This window comes from Pseudomonas sp. rhizo25 (genome assembly GCF_031931935.1).
Lineage (GTDB): Bacteria > Pseudomonadota > Gammaproteobacteria > Pseudomonadales > Pseudomonadaceae > Aquipseudomonas > Aquipseudomonas synxantha.
Genome location: NZ_JAUJXA010000006.1, coordinates 364099 through 381119 on the forward strand (window position 1 = coordinate 364099; position 17021 = coordinate 381119).

Annotated in this window: 18 protein-coding genes, 1 tRNA gene and 2 pseudogenes; 17 read left to right on the plus strand and 4 right to left on the minus strand. The window is 58.5% G+C overall.

The features are described 5' to 3' along the window. Position 1: 1 nt before the first annotated feature. The 5 genes from rloB (at position 2) to QZR30_RS16665 (ending at position 4849) form a co-directional block, all read left to right on the plus strand. Positions 2-1534 carry an osmotic stress tolerance membrane protein RloB gene (gene rloB, locus QZR30_RS16645; RefSeq protein ID WP_043047095.1) on the plus strand — a complete coding sequence of 511 codons (1533 nt, stop codon included), beginning with the start codon at positions 2-4 and terminating at the stop codon, positions 1532-1534. Then, on the plus strand, positions 1534-2520 hold the full coding sequence (locus tag QZR30_RS16650; RefSeq protein ID WP_005790412.1) for an alpha-L-glutamate ligase-like protein: 987 nt from the start codon (positions 1534-1536) through the stop codon (positions 2518-2520). The genes rloB and QZR30_RS16650 overlap by 1 nt, the downstream gene beginning before the upstream one ends. 100 nt (positions 2521-2620) lie before the next feature. Continuing rightward, positions 2621-3964, plus strand: coding sequence for an aminodeoxychorismate synthase component I (pabB, locus tag QZR30_RS16655; protein WP_046071647.1), 1344 nt, complete (start codon positions 2621-2623; stop codon positions 3962-3964). A gap of 226 nt (positions 3965-4190) precedes the next feature. Next, positions 4191-4493 carry a type II toxin-antitoxin system HigB family toxin gene (locus QZR30_RS16660; protein ID WP_046071646.1) on the plus strand — a complete coding sequence of 101 codons (303 nt, stop codon included), beginning with the start codon at positions 4191-4193 and terminating at the stop codon, positions 4491-4493. Continuing rightward, positions 4493-4849: a helix-turn-helix domain-containing protein gene (locus QZR30_RS16665; protein WP_046071645.1), complete on the plus strand. Its 357-nt coding sequence runs from the start codon at positions 4493-4495 to the stop codon at positions 4847-4849. Before QZR30_RS16660 ends, QZR30_RS16665 begins: the two co-directional genes overlap by 1 nt. A gap of 43 nt (positions 4850-4892) precedes the next feature. Here QZR30_RS16665 and thrH read toward each other — a convergent pair whose 3' ends face one another. After that, positions 4893-5510 carry a bifunctional phosphoserine phosphatase/homoserine phosphotransferase ThrH gene (gene thrH / locus QZR30_RS16670; protein ID WP_046071644.1) on the minus strand — a complete coding sequence of 206 codons (618 nt, stop codon included), beginning with the start codon at positions 5508-5510 and terminating at the stop codon, positions 4893-4895. Positions 5511-5659: 149 nt separating this feature from the next. Between thrH and QZR30_RS16675 the strand changes: the two genes are divergently transcribed. The 3 genes from QZR30_RS16675 to QZR30_RS16685 all read left to right on the plus strand — a co-directional run bounded on the left by QZR30_RS16675 (position 5660) and on the right by QZR30_RS16685 (position 9078). After that, positions 5660-6394, plus strand: a complete 735-nt coding sequence (locus QZR30_RS16675) for a phosphoadenylyl-sulfate reductase (protein ID WP_046071643.1) — start codon at positions 5660-5662, stop codon at positions 6392-6394. A gap of 412 nt (positions 6395-6806) precedes the next feature. Next, entirely contained in the window at positions 6807-8336 is a 1530-nt protein-coding gene (locus tag QZR30_RS16680; RefSeq protein ID WP_311903703.1) for an NCS1 family nucleobase:cation symporter-1, read from the plus strand. A gap of 13 nt (positions 8337-8349) precedes the next feature. Further along, a complete protein-coding gene (locus QZR30_RS16685) occupies positions 8350-9078 on the plus strand; it encodes an aspartate/glutamate racemase family protein (protein WP_217883222.1) in 729 nt (242 codons plus the stop codon). A gap of 116 nt (positions 9079-9194) precedes the next feature. Here the strand turns inward: QZR30_RS16685 and QZR30_RS16690 are convergent, their stop codons facing one another. Then, positions 9195-10118: a LysR family transcriptional regulator gene (locus QZR30_RS16690; protein WP_311903705.1), complete on the minus strand. Its 924-nt coding sequence runs from the start codon at positions 10116-10118 to the stop codon at positions 9195-9197. 106 nt (positions 10119-10224) lie between these two features. On the opposite strand from QZR30_RS16690, the gene QZR30_RS16695 reads away from it, so the two are divergent. Next, on the plus strand, positions 10225-10971 hold the full coding sequence (locus tag QZR30_RS16695) for a 3-oxoacyl-ACP reductase family protein (RefSeq protein WP_311903706.1): 747 nt from the start codon (positions 10225-10227) through the stop codon (positions 10969-10971). A 214-nt stretch (positions 10972-11185) separates the two neighbouring features. Here QZR30_RS16695 and QZR30_RS16700 read toward each other — a convergent pair whose 3' ends face one another. Beyond that, positions 11186-11875, minus strand: a complete 690-nt coding sequence (locus tag QZR30_RS16700; RefSeq protein ID WP_311903707.1) for an HAD-IA family hydrolase — start codon at positions 11873-11875, stop codon at positions 11186-11188. A 225-nt stretch (positions 11876-12100) separates the two neighbouring features. Here QZR30_RS16700 and QZR30_RS16705 point away from each other — a divergent pair. The 7 genes and pseudogenes from QZR30_RS16705 to QZR30_RS16735 all read left to right on the plus strand — a co-directional run. Next, positions 12101-12352, plus strand: a pseudogene (locus tag QZR30_RS16705) (type II toxin-antitoxin system RelE family toxin); the annotation flags it as partial. Continuing rightward, positions 12294-12662, plus strand: coding sequence for a helix-turn-helix domain-containing protein (locus QZR30_RS16710; protein WP_056845670.1), 369 nt, complete (start codon positions 12294-12296; stop codon positions 12660-12662). The pseudogene QZR30_RS16705 and the gene QZR30_RS16710, both read left to right, overlap by 59 nt. 51 nt (positions 12663-12713) lie before the next feature. After that, complete coding sequence (locus tag QZR30_RS16715) at positions 12714-13079, plus strand: DUF2784 domain-containing protein (RefSeq protein ID WP_046071637.1); 366 nt, start codon at positions 12714-12716, stop codon at positions 13077-13079. 54 nt (positions 13080-13133) lie between these two features. Then, complete coding sequence (locus QZR30_RS16720) at positions 13134-13712, plus strand: DUF4337 domain-containing protein (RefSeq protein WP_046071636.1); 579 nt, start codon at positions 13134-13136, stop codon at positions 13710-13712. Positions 13713-13874: 162 nt separating this feature from the next. Beyond that, positions 13875-14210 carry a hypothetical protein gene (locus tag QZR30_RS16725; protein WP_046071635.1) on the plus strand — a complete coding sequence of 112 codons (336 nt, stop codon included), beginning with the start codon at positions 13875-13877 and terminating at the stop codon, positions 14208-14210. Positions 14211-14280: 70 nt separating this feature from the next. Then, the gene (locus tag QZR30_RS16730) at positions 14281-15321 is read left to right on the plus strand and encodes a DMT family transporter (protein ID WP_311903708.1); all 1041 of its coding nucleotides are present in this window, start codon (positions 14281-14283) and stop codon (positions 15319-15321) included. 231 nt (positions 15322-15552) lie between these two features. Next, positions 15553-15822, plus strand: a pseudogene (locus QZR30_RS16735) (short-chain dehydrogenase). Between the two features lie 84 nt (positions 15823-15906). Here the strand turns inward: QZR30_RS16735 and QZR30_RS16740 are convergent. Further along, positions 15907-15996, minus strand: a tRNA-Ser gene (locus tag QZR30_RS16740). A gap of 321 nt (positions 15997-16317) precedes the next feature. Here QZR30_RS16740 and QZR30_RS16745 point away from each other — a divergent pair. Further along, on the plus strand, positions 16318-17010 hold the full coding sequence (locus tag QZR30_RS16745) for a crotonase/enoyl-CoA hydratase family protein (RefSeq protein ID WP_046069113.1): 693 nt from the start codon (positions 16318-16320) through the stop codon (positions 17008-17010). Positions 17011-17021: the final 11 nt, after the last annotated feature.

Consider the following 17021-nt stretch of genomic DNA (forward strand, 5'->3'; position numbering starts at 1 on the left):
AATGCGCTCTTTGACCCTGCACCTGAAAATCCTGATCACCTTGCTGGTGGTGCTGGGCATTTCGGTCACCGCCTATCAGATTTTCGTGCTGGGCATCCCCGTTACCGAGGATGCCACCGACGACTTGTGGAACATCGACGCCAAGGTCGAGTTCGTCGCCAACCCGAAAGACCCCGTCAAGATCCAGATGTTCGTGCCGCCCCTGAGCCGCGACTTCGTCAGCCTCAACGAAAGCTTTATCTCGAACAACTACGGGGTGAGCGTCAATCGCATCGACGGCAACCGCAAGGTCACCTGGTCGGCGCGCCGGGCCAAGGGCAACCAGACCCTGTATTACCGCCTGGTGCTGACCAAGCGCTACAGTGGCGAGAAGGTCAAGATCAAGGGCCCGACCTTTCGCGACAGCATCGCTGTGGAAGGCCCGGAAAAAATCGCTGCCGAAGCCTTGCTGGCGCCGATCCGCCAGCACTCGGCCGACGTCGAGACCTTTATCAGCGAAGCGATCAAGCGCACCAACAACCTCAACGACGACAATGTGAAATTGCTGCTGGCCGGCGACCCGTCGACGCCACACAAGGCCAAGATCGTCGAACTACTGCTGTCCATCGCCCATGTGCCGGTAGAGAAAGTCCACACCATCCGCTTGGTGGCCGACCAGCCGCAAACCCCGGAACTGTGGCTGCGCAGCTTCAATGGCAGTGACTGGTTGTACTTCAACCCGGAAACCGGCGAACAGGGCCTGCCGGCCGACCGCCTGCTGTGGTGGACTGGTGATGAAAACCTGATCACGGTCGACGGCGGCAAGAAAGCCATGGTGACCTTCAGCCTGAACAACAGCGAGATGAATGCCATCCGCCTGGCCAAGCTGACCGACGAGAATACCGACGCCAATTTCCTCGAGTACTCCCTATATGGCCTGCCGCTGCAAACCCAGCAGACCTTCATGATCATGGTGATGATCCCGATTGGCGTGCTGGTGATCCTGATCCTGCGCAACCTGATCGGCCTGCAGACCCTGGGCACCTTCACCCCGGTGCTGATCGCCCTGGCATTCCGCGAGACGCAGTTGGGCTTCGGCATTGTGCTGTTCACGATCATCACGGCGCTGGGGCTGTCCCTCAGGTCGTACCTGGAGCATTTGAAACTGCAGATGCTGCCGAGGCTGTCGGTGGTGCTGACCTTCGTGGTGGTACTGATTGCCGCCATCAGCCTGTTCAGCCATAAACTTGGGCTGGAACGCGGCCTGTCGGTCGCGCTGTTCCCGATGGTGATCCTGACCATGACCATCGAACGCCTGTCGATCACCTGGGAGGAGCGTGGCGCCAACCATGCGCTGAAGGTGGCGATCGGCACGCTGTTCGCAGCGTCCCTGGCGCACATCATCATGAGCGTGCCGGAGCTGATCTACTTCGTGTTCACCTTCCCGGCGATCCTGCTGATCCTGGTGGGCTTCATGCTGGCCATGGGGCGTTATCGCGGCTACCGCCTCACCGAGCTGGTGCGTTTCAAGGCGTTCTTGAAGGCTGACTCCTGATGTTCGGCTTCTGGAAGACCTGGAAGGCCCTCGAAGCGCGGGGGATCATGGGCATCAACCGGCGTAACGCCGACTACGTGCTCAAGTACAACAAGCGCAGCCTGTACCCGATTGTGGATGACAAGATCATCACCAAGGAGCGGGCGCTGGCGGCCGGCATTCATGTGCCGGAAATGTACGGGGTGATCTCCACCGAGAAGGAAATCGACAAGCTCGACGAGATCATCGGCGGGCGCAGCGACTTCGTGATCAAGCCGGCCCAGGGTGCGGGCGGTGATGGCATCCTGGTAGTGGCCGACCGGTTTGAAGGACGCTATCGCACGGTGTCCGGCAAGATCATCAGCCATGAAGAGATCGAGCACCAGATTTCCAGCATCCTCACCGGCCTGTATTCACTGGGTGGCCACCGCGACCGGGCGCTGATCGAGTACCGCGTGGTGCCCGATCAGATCTTCAAGAGCATCAGCTACGAAGGCGTGCCGGATATCCGCATCATCGTGCTGATGGGCTACCCGGTGATGGCGATGCTGCGCTTGCCGACCCGCCAGTCCGGGGGCAAGGCCAACCTGCACCAGGGTGCGATTGGCGTGGGCGTCGACCTGGCTACCGGCCTGACCTTGCGCGGCACCTGGCTGAACAACATCATTACCAAGCACCCTGACACCACCAATGCCGTGGATGGAGTGCAACTGCCCAACTGGGACGGTTTCATGCAGCTTGCGGCTGGCTGCTACGAGCTGTGCGGGCTGGGCTATATCGGCGTGGACATGGTGCTGGACCAGGAAAAAGGCCCGCTGATCCTTGAATTGAATGCACGGCCGGGGCTGAATATCCAGATCGCCAATGACTGCGGGCTGACCTTGCGCACCCATGCGGTGGAGGCGCGACTGGAGGAACTCAAAGCTGCCGGCGTGACGGAAACCCCGCAAGAGCGGGTGAAGTTCGTGCAGGAGATGTTTGGGCATATACCGCCCGTGGAAGGCTGATCCGGTCTTCAAACTGTCTATCCCCGACATCCCCTCTAGGAGCAAATCCTACAGGGGACTACAATCTCCATCCCCCGCGCCATTAGCTGATCCACCCCGCATGTTGACCTGCTCCGTACACCCATTGCCCTACCGGGCCAACCCCGCCGAGTATTTTGCGGCGATTCGCCATGCCCCTGGCGCGGTGCTGCTCGACAGCGGCCGCCCCACGGCTGATCGCGGCCGTTATGACCTGCTCAGCGCCTGGCCCGAAGCGACCTTGACGGTAGGGCCGGACGAAAGCGGCAATGATTTCCTGCAACGCTTGCGGGAAAACCTCACGCGATTGGGTGAAGCCGCAATCCCCGCCGATTTACAGTTGCCGTTCGCCGGAGGCTTGATAGGCTACCTGAGCTACGACTTCGGCCGGCACCTTGAGGACATGCCGCACCTGGCGATGGATGACCTGCACCTGCCGGACGCGCGCTTCGGGCTGTACGCCTGGGCGCTGATCAGCGACCACCAGGTCCAAAGCAGCCAACTGGTGTTTCATCCCACGCTGGCCGATAGCGAACGACAACGGTTGATCGCGCTGTTCAGCCAGGGGGCTGTCGACACCTCTGCGACGTTCAAACTCCAGGGCCCGATGGCGCCCGACCTCACCGCAGAGACCTACCGCCAAGCCATCGTGCGTATCCAGGATTACATCCAGGCCGGCGACTGCTATCAGGTCAACTTCGCCCAGCGCTTTCGCGCCCCCTGTATGGGGGATCCCTGGGTAGCCTATTGCGTCCTGCGCGAAGCCTGCCCCACGCCGTTTTCCGGGTTCCAGAGCTTGCCCGATGACGGTGCGGTACTGAGCCTGTCGCCGGAGCGTTTTGTACGCATCAGTGACCGCCAGGTCGAAACTCGCCCGATCAAGGGCACCCGCCCTCGCGGTGTAACGCTCGCAGAGGATGCCGACCACGCCGCCGAACTGCTGGCCAGCCCCAAGGACCGCGCAGAAAACCTGATGATCGTCGACCTGCTGCGCAATGATCTCGGCCGCAGTTGCCGTATCGGTTCGGTAAAAGTGCCGGAGTTGTTCAGCCTGGAAAGCTACCCCAACGTGCACCACCTGGTGAGCAGCGTCACCGGCATATTGGCCGACGACAAAGATGCCCTGGACCTCATCGCCGGCAGCTTCCCCGGCGGCTCCATTACCGGCGCGCCGAAGATTCGCGCGATGCAGATCATCGACGAGCTAGAGCCAACCCGCCGCGGGCTGTACTGCGGCTCGTTGGTGTACCTGGACGTGCGCGGCGAGATGGACAGCTCCATCGCCATCCGCAGCTTGCTGGTCAAGGATGGGCAAGTGTGCTGCTGGGGCGGCGGCGGGATTGTGGCTGATTCAGAGTGGCAGGCGGAGTATCAGGAGTCGCTGACCAAGGTGCGGGTGTTGTTACAGACTTTGGAAAGTTTGTAGAGCACAGCCCTTTCCGGGGTTCGCTTGCAGGAGCGGCCAGTAGAAAAAGCCTGAATCAGAACCGCTGTGGACGGGATAGGCGCTTGCAGATAGCGTCAGGATCCACCGTCCACCCGCCATCTGTGAAGGACCACATGAAGCGACTGCCCCCTCGTCTGAAAATATTTCCGAGATTGCCTATTCAAGCACTCACGCCTATGATCTCCCAAACTGGGAGGTTAAGGCGATGCGGATAATCGCTCTCTCTACCCTACGAATATTTTGGGAAAGCCACTCAGCTTATAGCGACGCCAAAATACCGCTGGTCGAGTTGTATCGTCACATGGAGAAAGCCACCTATCCAACGCCGCAAGCACTCAAGGCAGAGCTTAGAACAGCGAGCATTCTCAAAGGCGGCAGGGTCGTGTTCAACGTCGGTGGCAACAAATACCGAGTGATCATGGCGATCGACTATCAGCGACAGCTAGGGTTCATACGTTTTGTGGGAACCCACGCTCAGTACGACCAGATCAACGCGGAGATTGCGTGATGAACATCAAACCTATTCACTCCCAGGACGATCTGACAGCTGCACTCGCACGGGTCGAGCAGATATGGGGAGCACCACCCGGCTCGCCTGAAGGTGACGAGCTGGAAATCCTGGCAATTCTTATCGAGAAGTACGAAGCCGAGCATTATCCAATGCCCCCTTCGGATCCGGTGGAAGCTATCAAGTTTCGCATGGAGCAGTTGGGCATGACCGCCCGCGACCTGGAGCCATTTATCGGCACCAGCGGACGGGTATCCGAGGTGTTGAACCACAAGCGCAAGCTGAGCCTGTCGATGATCAAGCGCCTGCATGAAGGCTTGAGTATTCCTTATGAGCGGTTGCTGGCAGGGCTGTAGCCGGTGACTGCCCGCGATGGGGCCCTCCGCCTCGCTGGATAACTTACAGGCTCAACTGCCGATTCGACGCCTTGATGAACTCCCGCTTCAAATCCTCAAACGTGTGCACCGCCGGGAAATGGGGAAACTCATCCATCACATTCTGCGGCGCATGGAACAGGATCCCACGATCAGCTTCGCCCAGCATGGTGGTGTCGTTGTAGGAATCACCGGCCGCGATCACGCGGTAGTAAAGCGACTTGAACGCCAATACCGATTGGCGCTTGGGGTCTTTCTGACGCAGTTGATAGCTTACCACCCGGTCGTGTTCATCGGTGATCAGGCGATGGCAGAGCAAGGTCGGGAAGCCCAGCTGGCGCATCAGTGGCTGGGAAAATTCGTAGAAGGTGTCGGACAGGATCACCACCTGGAAACGCTCGCGCAGCCAGTTGACGAATTCGACGGCACCGTCCAAAGGCTTGAGAGTGGCGATCACTGCCTGGATATCGGCCAGCTTGAGCCCGTGCTCGTCGAGGATACGCAGGCGCTGCTGCATCAGCACGTCGTAGTCGGGAATGTCGCGGGTGGTCGCACGCAGGGATTCAATACCGGTTTTTTCGGCAAAGGCGATCCAGATTTCCGGAACCAGTACCCCTTCCAGGTCAAGACAGGCAATTTCCACAAGACACTCCCATTGAATTTATTAGTTGAGCGGGCAAAAGGACTGCCGAACTCTAGCGACTCACGCACGCCGCCGCAACGCGGGACAGATTTGATACCATCGCCCCCCTATAGAGCGCTCAGCGCCACTGACCTGTAGGAACCGTCCTGATGAACCAAGCCTTCGACGTCGTTGAACTCGCCACGACTTATGCCAACAAGTCTGCCCAGGACATTCTCAAGCTGGCGTTCAGCCAGTTCGGCGATGACCTATGGATTTCCTTCAGCGGTGCCGAGGATGTGGTGCTGGTGGACATGGCCTGGAAGCTGAACAAGAACGTCAAGGTGTTCAGCCTCGACACCGGCCGCCTGCACCCGGAGACCTACCGGTTTATCGAGCAGGTGCGTGAGTTCTACAAGATCGACATCGAACTGATCTCGCCGGACCAGAGCAAACTGGAACCCTTCGTCAAGGAAAAGGGCTTGTTCAGTTTCTATAAGGACGGCCATGGCGAATGCTGTGGCATCCGCAAGATCGAACCGCTGCGCCGCAAGCTTGCAGGTGTAAGTGCCTGGGCCACCGGCCAGCGCCGCGACCAGAGCCCCGGCACCCGTAGCCAGGTGGCGGCGCTGGAAATCGATACGGCGTTCTCTACCCCGGAACGTACCTTGTACAAGTTCAACCCGCTGGCGCAGATGACCAGTGAAGAGGTCTGGGGTTATATCCGCATGCTGGAACTGCCTTACAACAGCCTGCATGAGCGCGGGTTTATCAGCATCGGCTGCGAGCCCTGCACCCGGCCAGTATTGCCCAACCAGCATGAGCGCGAAGGCCGCTGGTGGTGGGAAGAAGCCACACAGAAAGAATGCGGGCTGCATGCGGGGAATATCATCACCAAGGCATGAGCCTGGCAAACTGGTGTGGTAAAAATGTGGGAGGGGGCTTGCTCTCTCCCACATTTTGTTTTGTGCGCAGCATAAAATGTACACAACCTTGTAACCATCGGTGCCATTTTTGTGTGCAACTCATATTCTGGCGCACCAAAACGTAACATCCATCTCTGCTAGTTCCCACGCACCCAAATCACCTCATTCCCAATAAAAAATAAATACCTGTTCAAACGGTCAATTTATATTGCTTTTAATTCAGTAGTTTATTGAAGAGTACTATTAAAACGAAATTACCCACGTTTTTCATATAACGAAAACTGGCACGCATGTGGCTTAGTGAAATGCACGCTTTGTATACAATCAATACAAAACCTACATACACTTTGCCATCCGCCGCTATGCTGCAGATGTGCTGGAGCCTGCCGGAATGCGTACAAGTCTCTCGAGCAACATCGCACTGGATCTGCCCTCCTCCACCTTGAATCCCGCAGCTGCAAGCCCCGGCCCGCTGGTACTCAGCGCACGCCTGCACAACAAGGACCTGGCCCCCACCAAGGTTGAAGGCCGCCGCTGGGGGCGCTACAGCATCTTTGCGTTGTGGACCAACGACGTGCACAACATCGCCAACTATTCATTTGCCATCGGCTTATATGCGTTGGGCTTGGGCGGCTGGCAGATATTGCTGTCCCTGGGGATCGGCGCGGCACTGGTTTACTTTTTCATGAACTTGTCTGGGTACATGGGGCAGAAAACCGGCGTGCCGTTTCCGGTGATCAGCCGCATCAGTTTCGGTATCCACGGCGCGCAGATTCCAGCCTTGATCCGTGCAGTCATTGCGATCGCCTGGTTCGGCATCCAGACCTACCTGGCATCGGTGGTTTTCCGCGTGTTACTGACGGCGATTCATCCGGGCTTTGCCGATTATGACCACAACTCGATCCTCGGCTTGTCGACCCTGGGCTGGGCGTGCTTTGTGGCGATATGGTTGGTGCAGTTGGTGATCCTCGCCTATGGCATGGAGATGGTGCGCCGTTATGAAGGGTTTGCCGGACCGGTAATTCTGCTGACCGTGGCTGCGTTGGCCGGCTGGATGTACTTCCAGGCGGGCGGCGTGATTGCCTGGTCGATCCGCGAACCACTGAGCGGCGGCGAGATGTGGCGCAATATCTTTGCTGGCGGCGCCTTGTGGCTGGCGATCTATGGCACCTTGATCCTCAACTTCTGCGATTTCGCCCGCTCTTCTCCGTGCCGAAAGACCATCAAGGTCGGCAACTTCTGGGGCCTGCCGGTGAATATCCTGGTGTTTGCCGCCATTACCGTGCTGCTGTGCGGCGGGCAGTTTCAACTCAATGGCCGGGTGATCGAAAGCCCCACCGAGATCATTGCGGCGATCCCCAACACCTTCTTCCTGGTACTCGGTTGCCTGGCCTTCCTGATCGTCACCGTGGCGGTGAACATCATGGCCAACTTCGTCGCCCCGGCCTTTGTGCTGAGCAACCTGGCGCCCAAGTACCTGAATTTCCGCCGCGCCGGGTTGATCAGTGCCTTCGTTGCCGTGCTGATCCTGCCGTGGAACCTCTACAACAGCCCGTTGGTGATTGTGTACTTCCTCTCTGGCCTGGGCGCACTGCTGGGGCCGTTGTACGGGGTGATCATGGTCGATTACTGGTTGATCCGTAAAAGCCAGGTGGATGTGCCGCAGCTGTACAGCGAAGACCCCCAAGGCATTTATTACTACAGCCGTGGAATAAATATGCGTGCGGTGGCTGCGTTCATTCCTGCTGCGGTGATCGCCATCCTGCTGGCGCTATTGCCGGGGTTTGCCAGTGTCTCACCGTTTTCCTGGTTGTTTGGCGCAGGCATCGCCGGGTTGCTGTACCTGCTGATCGCCAAGCGTCAGCCGTTCTACGCCGATGTCAGCGGCGAAAGCATTGCCGTCGATAACGTCAGTCATTAAACAAGGACTTTCCATGCGTATCCTCGTGGTCAACGTCAACACCACCGAATCCATCACCGAGACCATTGCCCAGCAAGCACGTGCCGTGGCGTCACCGGGCACCGAGATTGTCGGGCTCACCCCCTACTTCGGCGCCGAATCGGTGGAGGGTAATTTTGAAAGCTACCTGGCGGCCATCGCCGTGATGGACCGGGTGATGGCCTACGATCAGCCGTTCGATGCGGTGATCCAGGCCGGCTATGGCGAACATGGTCGGGAAGGTTTGCAGGAATTGTTGAATGTGCCGGTGGTGGATATTACCGAAGCGGCCGCCAGCACCGCGATGTTTCTGGGGCATGCCTACTCGGTGGTGACCACCCTGGACCGTACTGTGCCACTGATTGAAGACCGGCTGAAACTCGCCGGCCTGTACCAGCGTTGTGCGTCGGTGCGCGCCAGCGGCATGGCGGTGCTGGAGCTGGAAGAGGACCCGCTGGCTGCCATGGAGGCCATTGTGCACCAGGCGGAACTGGCGATTCGCGACGATAAGGCCGAGGTGATCTGCCTGGGATGTGGGGGCATGGCCGGACTGGACGAGCAGATTCGCCAGCGCACTGGGGTGCCGGTGGTGGATGGGGTGACAGCGGCGGTGATGGTCGCCGAGTCGTTGGTGAGGTTGAGGTTGTCGACATCCAAAGTCAGGACGTATGCGCAGCCAAGACCCAAGAAGATCATTGGTTGGCCCGGCAAGTTCGGCCACTGAAGATCAAATGTGGGAGGGGGCTTGCTCCCGATAGCGGTGTATCAGCCAGCTTATCTATAGCTGACCCACCACAATCGGGAGCAAGCCCCCTCCCACATTTTGATCACTACAAGGTGTTAGATGGCACTGAATCTTTGGCCTAACTGCTGCTCGGCAAACTGCTCGATGATGAAATCCACGAACGCCCGAGTCTTGCCTGGCAGCAGTTTATGTTCGGCGTAGTAGATGCAAATATTGCCGTCGTTCACATACCAATCCGGCAATACCCGCAACAACTTGCCGCTCGCCAGCCAGGGCACAGCAAACGGCATGCTCACCAGCGCGATGCCCAGCCCCTGGTCGGCAGCGATGCAGGCGGCTTGGGAGTCGCTCATGGTCATGCGCGGCTTGAGGTTCAGCGGACCGTGCTCGCCATTGCGATGAGTCAGTTGCCAGGAACGCACACGCCCGGTTTGCGGTGAGCGAATCAGAATGCCGTCGCAACGCTCCAGATCCTCGGGCTGTAACAGCGCCGGGCGTGCCGCCAGGTAGGCAGGGGATGCCACCAACACCCGATGAGCCGGCGCCAGCTTGCGTGCCACCACGCCCTGGGGCAGCTCGAAGCCGCCGCCAATGGCCGCGTCGAAGCCCTGGCCAATCAGGTCGACCTGGCGATTGTCGAAATGCCAGTCTGGAATGATATCGGGATAACGTTTCAGGAATTCACCCAGCAGCGGCACGATATACAAGCAGCCGACCACTGTGCCCATACTGACCTTGAGCGTGCCCACCGGCCGCCCTTCGGCACTGGCCAGGTTGGCTACGGCATTCTGGATGGTGGTGAGGCTGGAGCTGACCTCGTCAAGGAACAGCTTGCCGGCTTCGGTCAGGGCGAGGCGTCGGGTACTGCGTTGGAACAGCCGCACACCCAGGCGTGCTTCCAGTTTGGCAACGCTTTTACCCACTGCTGCCGGGGTCAGGCTCAGGTGCCGGGCGGCCTCGGCAAAACTGCCACCCTCGGCGCTGCGCACAAAGCATTCGATACTGCCAAAGCTCTCCATATCTCCCCACTCTAAACTTTTGGTTTACACAGACTATAGCAATCGCGGTCTACCGGCTTGGGTGGGTGAGGTCGATACTCGGTCCATCAACTACTCGGAGATCGACATGACCACACAAAATCTGATCGGCAAAGTCGCCTTGATTCAAGGCGGTTCCCGCGGCATCGGCGCCGCCATCGTCAAGCGCCTCGCCGCGCAGGGTGCAGCGGTTGCCTTTACCTACGTCAGCTCGGCCTCCAAGGCCGAAGCGTTGCAGAACGACGTGATCAGCGATGGCGGCAAAGCCCTGGCGATTCAAGCCGACAGCGCTGATGCCACGGCAATTCGCAATGCGGTCAATGCCACTGTCGAAGCGTTCGGGCGCCTGGATATCCTGGTGAATAACGCCGGCGTGCTTGCCATCGCCCCACTGGAAGATTTCAAGCTGGAAGACTTCGACCAGACCCTGGCAATCAACGTGCGTAGCGTATTTATTGCCACCCAGGAAGCCGCCAGGCATATGGGCGAAGGGGGTCGGGTGATCAATATCGGCAGCACCAATGCCGAGCGCATGCCATTTTGCGGTGGCGGGCCTTATGCCATGAGCAAGGCTGCGCTGGTAGGGTTGACCAAGGGTTTGGCGCGGGATCTGGGGCCACGGGGTATCACCATCAACAACGTGCAGCCCGGGCCGGTGGATACCGATATGAACCCGGCGAACAGTGAGTTTGCCGAAAGCTTGATCGGGTTGATGGCGGTGGGCAGGTATGGACACGTGGAGGAGATTGCCAGCTTTGTGGCGTATCTGGCAGGGCCGGAAGCCGGGTATATCACGGGCGCCAGCCTGACCATCGATGGTGGTTTCAGCGCATAACCTAATGTGGGAGGGGGCAAGTCCTAATGCCAGTCAGTTAAGGCTTTGTAGGAGCGAGCTTGCTCGCGAAAAACTCACAGGCACCGCGTTCATTCAGGAAGCCCGCTTTATCGTTGACGTTTTTCGCGAGCAAGCTCGCTCCTACAGAGGGCAATGTACGCTTAACTGACTGGCATTAGGGCAAGCCCCCTCCCACATTTTGCCCTGTGTTGAATCAGGCCATGGGTGGCAAGCCATAGGCCGCCAAATCGAAATCCGCGAGCTTGCGGATGATCTGGTCAGCATGCTGGTACTTGCTGTCCACCATCGCCTCATCGGGCACTGCAATGGCAGTCATATGGGCAGCCTTCGCCGCGGTCACGCCGAACGGCGAGTCTTCGAACACCAGGCAATCCTGCGGCGCCACACCCAGACGGCGCGCGGCGGTCAGGAAGATATCCGGCGCAGGCTTGGCAGCGCCGACCTCCGGGTCGTCCGCCGTAACGATGGTGTCGAACAGGCCAAACCATTCGCGGTGCAGGGTGGTCTTGTGGCCAAACGAGTTGCGCGATGAACTGGTGCCCACCGCAATCGGAATATTGTGCGCCTTCAAATGCCGCACCAACGCCTCGGCGCCTGGCATACCCAGGGCCTTTGGAAAGCGCTCGCTCATCAGCGGCTCGCGGATCTCCAGGAACTCGGCGGGTGTGATCGGCAAGTCCAGCGCCTTGACCACGTAATCGGCCAAGTCTTGGGCACCCCGCCCAATGATGTGCTGCTTGATCCCCCAGTCATAGGTACGGCCGTAGCGCTCGGCAATGATCTGCGTGACTTCGGTGTAGATGCCTTCGGTATCCAGCAACAACCCGTCCATATCGAAAATTACGGCCTTGATTGGACCGACTGCTGTACGCGGTGCATTCATCACAACAAAACCCTGGGGTAAGACTAAAAGGATTCAGCACAATAGCGGCCCTCGTTGCCTGCAAGCAACCTTCGTTGCCCACGATGACCAATTCATACCACGCAACAGTTTCACCAGCCGACACCCACAGCGGCTGTCTAGGGTTTATCAAGGCAGAGCGATCAACCATTGACTCGCGCAGGAAAATACACCTTGCAAACCTTATAAAAGACTTATTAATCTCCGATGAATTCAATCCACTGGACGCGAAAATCCGTCAAACAATTGCTTCGGCTACATTCGTACCATCAGCAACAGGTCCGCGATGCCGTGTCCGCTCTTGAGCGAATGCCCGATGCAGTCAACGTCAAGGCGCTGGTAAACCATCCTCACAGCTATAGGTTGCGGGTAGGTAATTACCGCGTCCTCTTCGACTGGGATGGCAGCATCCAGGTGGTCAGCATCCAAGAGGTTAAAAAACGTGACGAGCGAACCTACTGCCGTACAGATCATCCACAATACGCAGGGCAAGCCCGCCTTCGTGGTGATTCCCTATGAACACTATGTAGCGCAGCAAAACGATCAAAACCTGATCCCCCACGCGGTAGTCAGCCGCCTGGTGGATGGCGCGACACCTATCCGGGCTTGGCGCGAACATCTGAACCTGACCCAGGAAGAAGTCGCCAGGCGCCTGGGTATTTCACAACCTGCCTTTGCCCAGCAAGAGGCGGTCAATAAACCTCGACGGACCACGCGGGAAAAAATTGCCAAGGCGTTCGGTATCAATGCCAGTCAACTGGAGATATAAACATGATCCTGCAAGATTCGCGCGCCCTTTAACCTCAAATCGAGCTCAAGCATGCTCTATCGTTTAGCCGCCGACGGCCTCGTGCTGTTTCACCTGACCTTTATCCTGTTCGTGCTGTTCGGCGGCCTGCTCACCCTGAAATGGCCCCGAGTGATGTGCCTGCATTTGCCCGCCGTTGCCTGGGGCATCGCTGTGGAGGTGCTGCACCTGCCCTGCCCGCTCACCCGTTGGGAAAACCTGTTGCGCCACCTGGCCGGGCAGGACGGTTATGGCGACGGGTTTATCGAGCACTACATCCTGACGCTGATCTACCCCGCCGGCCTGACCGCGAATATTCAGCTGGCGCTGGGAGCCGTGGTGGTGTTGGTTAACCTGGCGGTGTACGGGCGGGTTATCCGGCGTTACGTACAGGCTTGAGACAGCTGCGCTGGTGAAGAATCAGCCCTCCTCAATCCGTTCGCAGACGCCGCCATGTCCGAAGCCTTCGAAGTTCCCAGCCCTCACGAAAAACACCTCGAACACACTACCGAACATGCCCACGGTCGCGGCGACACCTTCGCCAGCCGCATTGCCGTGATGACCGCCATCATGGCTACCGTCGGCGCCATGCTCAGCTACCAGGCCGGCTCCAGCGAAAGCACAGCTGCGATGGACAAGAACAACGCCGCCATCATCAAGACCGAAGCTGCCAACCAATGGAATTACTACCAGGCCAAATCCAGCCGCCAGAACCTGGCAGAACTAGCCACCCATATTCCCGGCGTAGATGCGGCGCACTACACGGATGAGATAGAGCGCTACAAACACCAGAAGGAAGACGTGCGCAGGCAAGCCGAGAAGCTGGAGGCCACGTCACGGGAATGGGATCAGAAATCCGAGCAGGCACTGCACCAGCACCATCGCTGGGCCCAGGCAATGACAGCAATTCAGATCGCGATTTCGTTGGCGGCGATTACCTTGCTCACGCGTAAGGAGTGGCTCAAACGCATGTCGTACACGGCAGGCGCAGTGGCTGTGGTGCTGGGCAGCCTGGCATCGCTGCATCTCTGACCCAATGCGGGCAAATGTTGGAGGGAGCTTGCTCCCGATGGCGGCCTGACAGCCGCCACCTACACATGAAACCTTGGCCGATTGATTTCAATCTGCCTGCTCAGCGCTTAGAGTGTCGCCCCTCGAGAATTGAGTCTCGAGATTGAGTCCATGGAGTTACAAGTGAAATACGTCAGTAAAGTAGTTGCAGCAGCCGTTCTCGGTTTCACCCTGGCAGGTTGCACCGGCACCGCCATGAAAACCCCGCAATACGACGCCAGCCAATACACCGTCCTCGGCCACAGCGAAGCCAGCGCCACCGGCATCATGCTGCTGGGCGTTATCCCAATCGGCCAGAACAACCGTTTCGTACGCGCTCAGAATGCCGCCATCAAGGCCAAGGGCGGCGACGCGCTGATCAACACCCAAGTGCAGGAAAAGTGGTTCTGGGCCTGGGTACTGAACGGCTACACCACCAAGATTTCTGGTGATGTGATCAAGCTGAAAACCGCGCAATAAAGCACGAAATAGCCAGGGCGCCGAGCCCGGCAAGCGACGTATCATGGGCCGGACTTCCCGAGGATGGCCCATGAACCTCAGTATCGTTTACGCCCTCGTAGCCGCCGCGCTGTTCGGCGCCAGCACCCCGCTCGCCAAAAGCCTCGGCCTGGGCCTCTCACCCATACTACTTGCTGGCCTGCTTTACCTCGGCAGCGGCATAGGCCTTGCCGGCGCACGCCTGATCCGCGATCGCGGTTGGGCACCCACCGGACTCACCCCGTCGGAATGGCCCTGGCTACTTGGCGCCATCGCCTTCGGCGGCATCCTCGGCCCTGTCGCCCTTATGTTCGGCCTGACACGTACCGCCAGCGCCACCGCCTCGCTGATGCTCAACCTTGAATCGGTGCTGACCGCCGTGATCGCCTGGGTCGTATTCCGAGAAAACGCAGACCGCCGCATCATCCTTGGCATGCTCACTATTGTACTGGGCGGCGTGGCGTTGTCATGGACCGGCGCTGGCGGCGCCAGCCAGGACTGGACCGGGCCGCTGGCCGTTGCGCTGGCGTGTTTGTGCTGGGGGATCGATAACAACCTGACGCGCAAGGTCTCTGCATCTGACGCGGTGTTTATCGCTGCAGCCAAGGGCTTGATTGCAGGGCTGGTAAATTGCAGCCTCGCGCTTTACCTCGGGGCGCAGATTCCCGGCGTGGCGCAACTGGCGCCTATCCTGCTGGTTGGGTTCCTCGGCTATGGCATCAGCCTGGTAATGTTCGTGCTGGCGCTACGCGGGCTGGGCAGTGCGCGCACCGGCGCCTACTTCTCGACGGCGCCCTTCCTCGGTGCCGCAGTGGCCTTGCTGGTGTTTGGAGAGTCGGTGACCCTGGCGTTCTGGATTGCCTCGGCGCTGATGGCCGTGGGTATGTGGCTGCACCTGACGGAACGGCATGCCCATGAGCATCTGCATGAAGCCACGGAACATGGGCATCGGCATGTGCATGATGAGCATCATCAGCATGAGCATGGGTTTGAGTGGGATCCGAAGGAGGCCCATAGTCATGTGCATGTTCATGGTGTGATGAGGCATAGCCATGCGCATTTTCCGGATGTGCATCATCGGCATAGGCATTGAGGGCGGGTGCTGGTGGCTTTGGGCAACATCCTACGCCCCATTCAGAAGCGACAGGCTGCCTTTTTAAAATCGCCACACCTATAGTCTTTAGGTCGCTCACATAGCGACCGGGTTTGGCGACTCGATGACAAGGCGGAACGTAGACGACGTTATTTTCGAGCAACTGACGTTTTTTGACGGCTTAGCGTGAAAAGGCCTCGTTGTATTTATATTTGTCTTGTGGAATCACTCATGAATCAATACATGGCCCTCACCAGCAACGACAGCGCCACACCTGCCCTTTTTGTCGACACCACCGTGCCACTGGAAATACTTCTCGATGCTGCGACCTATCGACTTCGTGCCGTTGCACAAGTCCTTGAGAACCTCGCACTACGCAGTGAGATCAGTAGTGATGCGGTTGTACTCAGTGATTTTGCGTTGCTTTGTTAAATCCCTTTGCGCGACGGCTGCGATTTGCTGGACGTCATAGGAAGGCGAATGGATATGCCAAGCGCATGACCTGATAAAGCTGGACTTTCAAACCCCAGAAATCACAAAACCCCTGGTTTCTCTCGAAACCAGGGGTTTTGTTTACATCGAATTTGGCGGTGAAGGAGAGATTCGAACTCTCGATACAATTTCTTGTATACACACTTTCCAGGCGTGCTCCTTAAGCCACTCGGACACTTCACCGTATCTCGGCAAACCAGTTCAGTCTGTCGAGGCGCGCTAATGTAGTCGAAAGCCTTTCTGATGGCAAAGGTTTTTTTCAGAATTTTCATGCGGTTAGACGGTTATGCCGTGGCGCGCCTGATAACGGGCGGTGTTTCTGCCATTCTTGGGCAGGCCCGGCACCGGTTTTGCGGGACTGCTGCGCTGTGCCGCGGGGCGTCTACCCTTGGGGATTGAGGAAAAGCCTGACCGGGTAGTCAGTCACGGCGCTTTACCCAGGCGGGCGCGGTGGGTAACGTCTGCTGCATTCTCTCTATAACAAGCCCTACAAGGAACCGCGTCATGAGTGAGTTGATTGCCTACCATTTCGAAGACGGTATCGCGACCCTGACCTTGAGCAACGGCAAGGTCAATGCCATTTCTCCGGCGGTGGTGAGCGAATTCAACGCTGCGCTGGATCAGGCCGAGAAAGATCGGGCAGTGGTGATCATCACGGGTACGCCGGGAATTTTGTCGGGTGGCTATGATTTGAAGGTGATGACCGCCGGCCCTAAAGAAGCGATCAGCCTGGTGACGTCGGGCTCGACCCTGGCGCGGCGTTTGTTGGCGCATCCGTTCCCGGTGATCGTGGCGTGCCCTGGGCATGCGGTGGCCAAGGGCGCGTTTTTATTGTTGTCGGCGGATTATCGCATTGGCGTGGAAGGCCCGTTCAGCATTGGTCTGAATGAAGTGGCAATCGGCATGACCATGCATCACGCTGGTATCGAGCTGGCGCGGGATCGTCTGCGCAAGTCGGCATTTCATCGGTCGGTGATCAATGCCGAAATGTTTGATCCGCAAGGCGCTTTGCAAGCCGGCTTCCTGGATAAGGTGGTGGCGCCGGAAGAGTTGCACGCTGCAGCGTTGGAAGCGGCGCGTCAGTTGAAGAAGATCAACATGAACGCCCACAAGCACACCAAGTTGAAAGTGCGTCGCGCACTGCTGGAAGCCCTGGACGATGCAATCATCCAGGATCAGGGCCACAACCTGGGTTAATTCCCACACCT

What these genes read in the sequence shown, in the direction of transcription:
- rloB (WP_043047095.1), top strand. Translation starts at nt 2, where the DNA reads ATGCGCTCTTTGACCCTGCACCTGAAAATCCTGATCACCTTGCTGGTG.
- QZR30_RS16650 (WP_005790412.1), top strand. Translation starts at nt 1,534, where the DNA reads ATGTTCGGCTTCTGGAAGACCTGGAAGGCCCTCGAAGCGCGGGGGATC.
- pabB (WP_046071647.1), top strand. Translation starts at nt 2,621, where the DNA reads ATGTTGACCTGCTCCGTACACCCATTGCCCTACCGGGCCAACCCCGCC.
- QZR30_RS16660 (WP_046071646.1), top strand. Translation starts at nt 4,191, where the DNA reads ATGCGGATAATCGCTCTCTCTACCCTACGAATATTTTGGGAAAGCCAC.
- QZR30_RS16665 (WP_046071645.1), top strand. Translation starts at nt 4,493, where the DNA reads ATGAACATCAAACCTATTCACTCCCAGGACGATCTGACAGCTGCACTC.
- QZR30_RS16675 (WP_046071643.1), top strand. Translation starts at nt 5,660, where the DNA reads ATGAACCAAGCCTTCGACGTCGTTGAACTCGCCACGACTTATGCCAAC.
- QZR30_RS16680 (WP_311903703.1), top strand. Translation starts at nt 6,807, where the DNA reads ATGCGTACAAGTCTCTCGAGCAACATCGCACTGGATCTGCCCTCCTCC.
- QZR30_RS16685 (WP_217883222.1), top strand. Translation starts at nt 8,350, where the DNA reads ATGCGTATCCTCGTGGTCAACGTCAACACCACCGAATCCATCACCGAG.
- QZR30_RS16690 (WP_311903705.1), bottom strand. Translation starts at nt 10,118, where the DNA reads ATGGAGAGCTTTGGCAGTATCGAATGCTTTGTGCGCAGCGCCGAGGGT.
- QZR30_RS16695 (WP_311903706.1), top strand. Translation starts at nt 10,225, where the DNA reads ATGACCACACAAAATCTGATCGGCAAAGTCGCCTTGATTCAAGGCGGT.
- QZR30_RS16700 (WP_311903707.1), bottom strand. Translation starts at nt 11,875, where the DNA reads ATGAATGCACCGCGTACAGCAGTCGGTCCAATCAAGGCCGTAATTTTC.
- QZR30_RS16710 (WP_056845670.1), top strand. Translation starts at nt 12,294, where the DNA reads ATGGCAGCATCCAGGTGGTCAGCATCCAAGAGGTTAAAAAACGTGACG.
- QZR30_RS16715 (WP_046071637.1), top strand. Translation starts at nt 12,714, where the DNA reads ATGCTCTATCGTTTAGCCGCCGACGGCCTCGTGCTGTTTCACCTGACC.
- QZR30_RS16720 (WP_046071636.1), top strand. Translation starts at nt 13,134, where the DNA reads ATGTCCGAAGCCTTCGAAGTTCCCAGCCCTCACGAAAAACACCTCGAA.
- QZR30_RS16730 (WP_311903708.1), top strand. Translation starts at nt 14,281, where the DNA reads ATGAACCTCAGTATCGTTTACGCCCTCGTAGCCGCCGCGCTGTTCGGC.
- QZR30_RS16745 (WP_046069113.1), top strand. Translation starts at nt 16,318, where the DNA reads ATGAGTGAGTTGATTGCCTACCATTTCGAAGACGGTATCGCGACCCTG.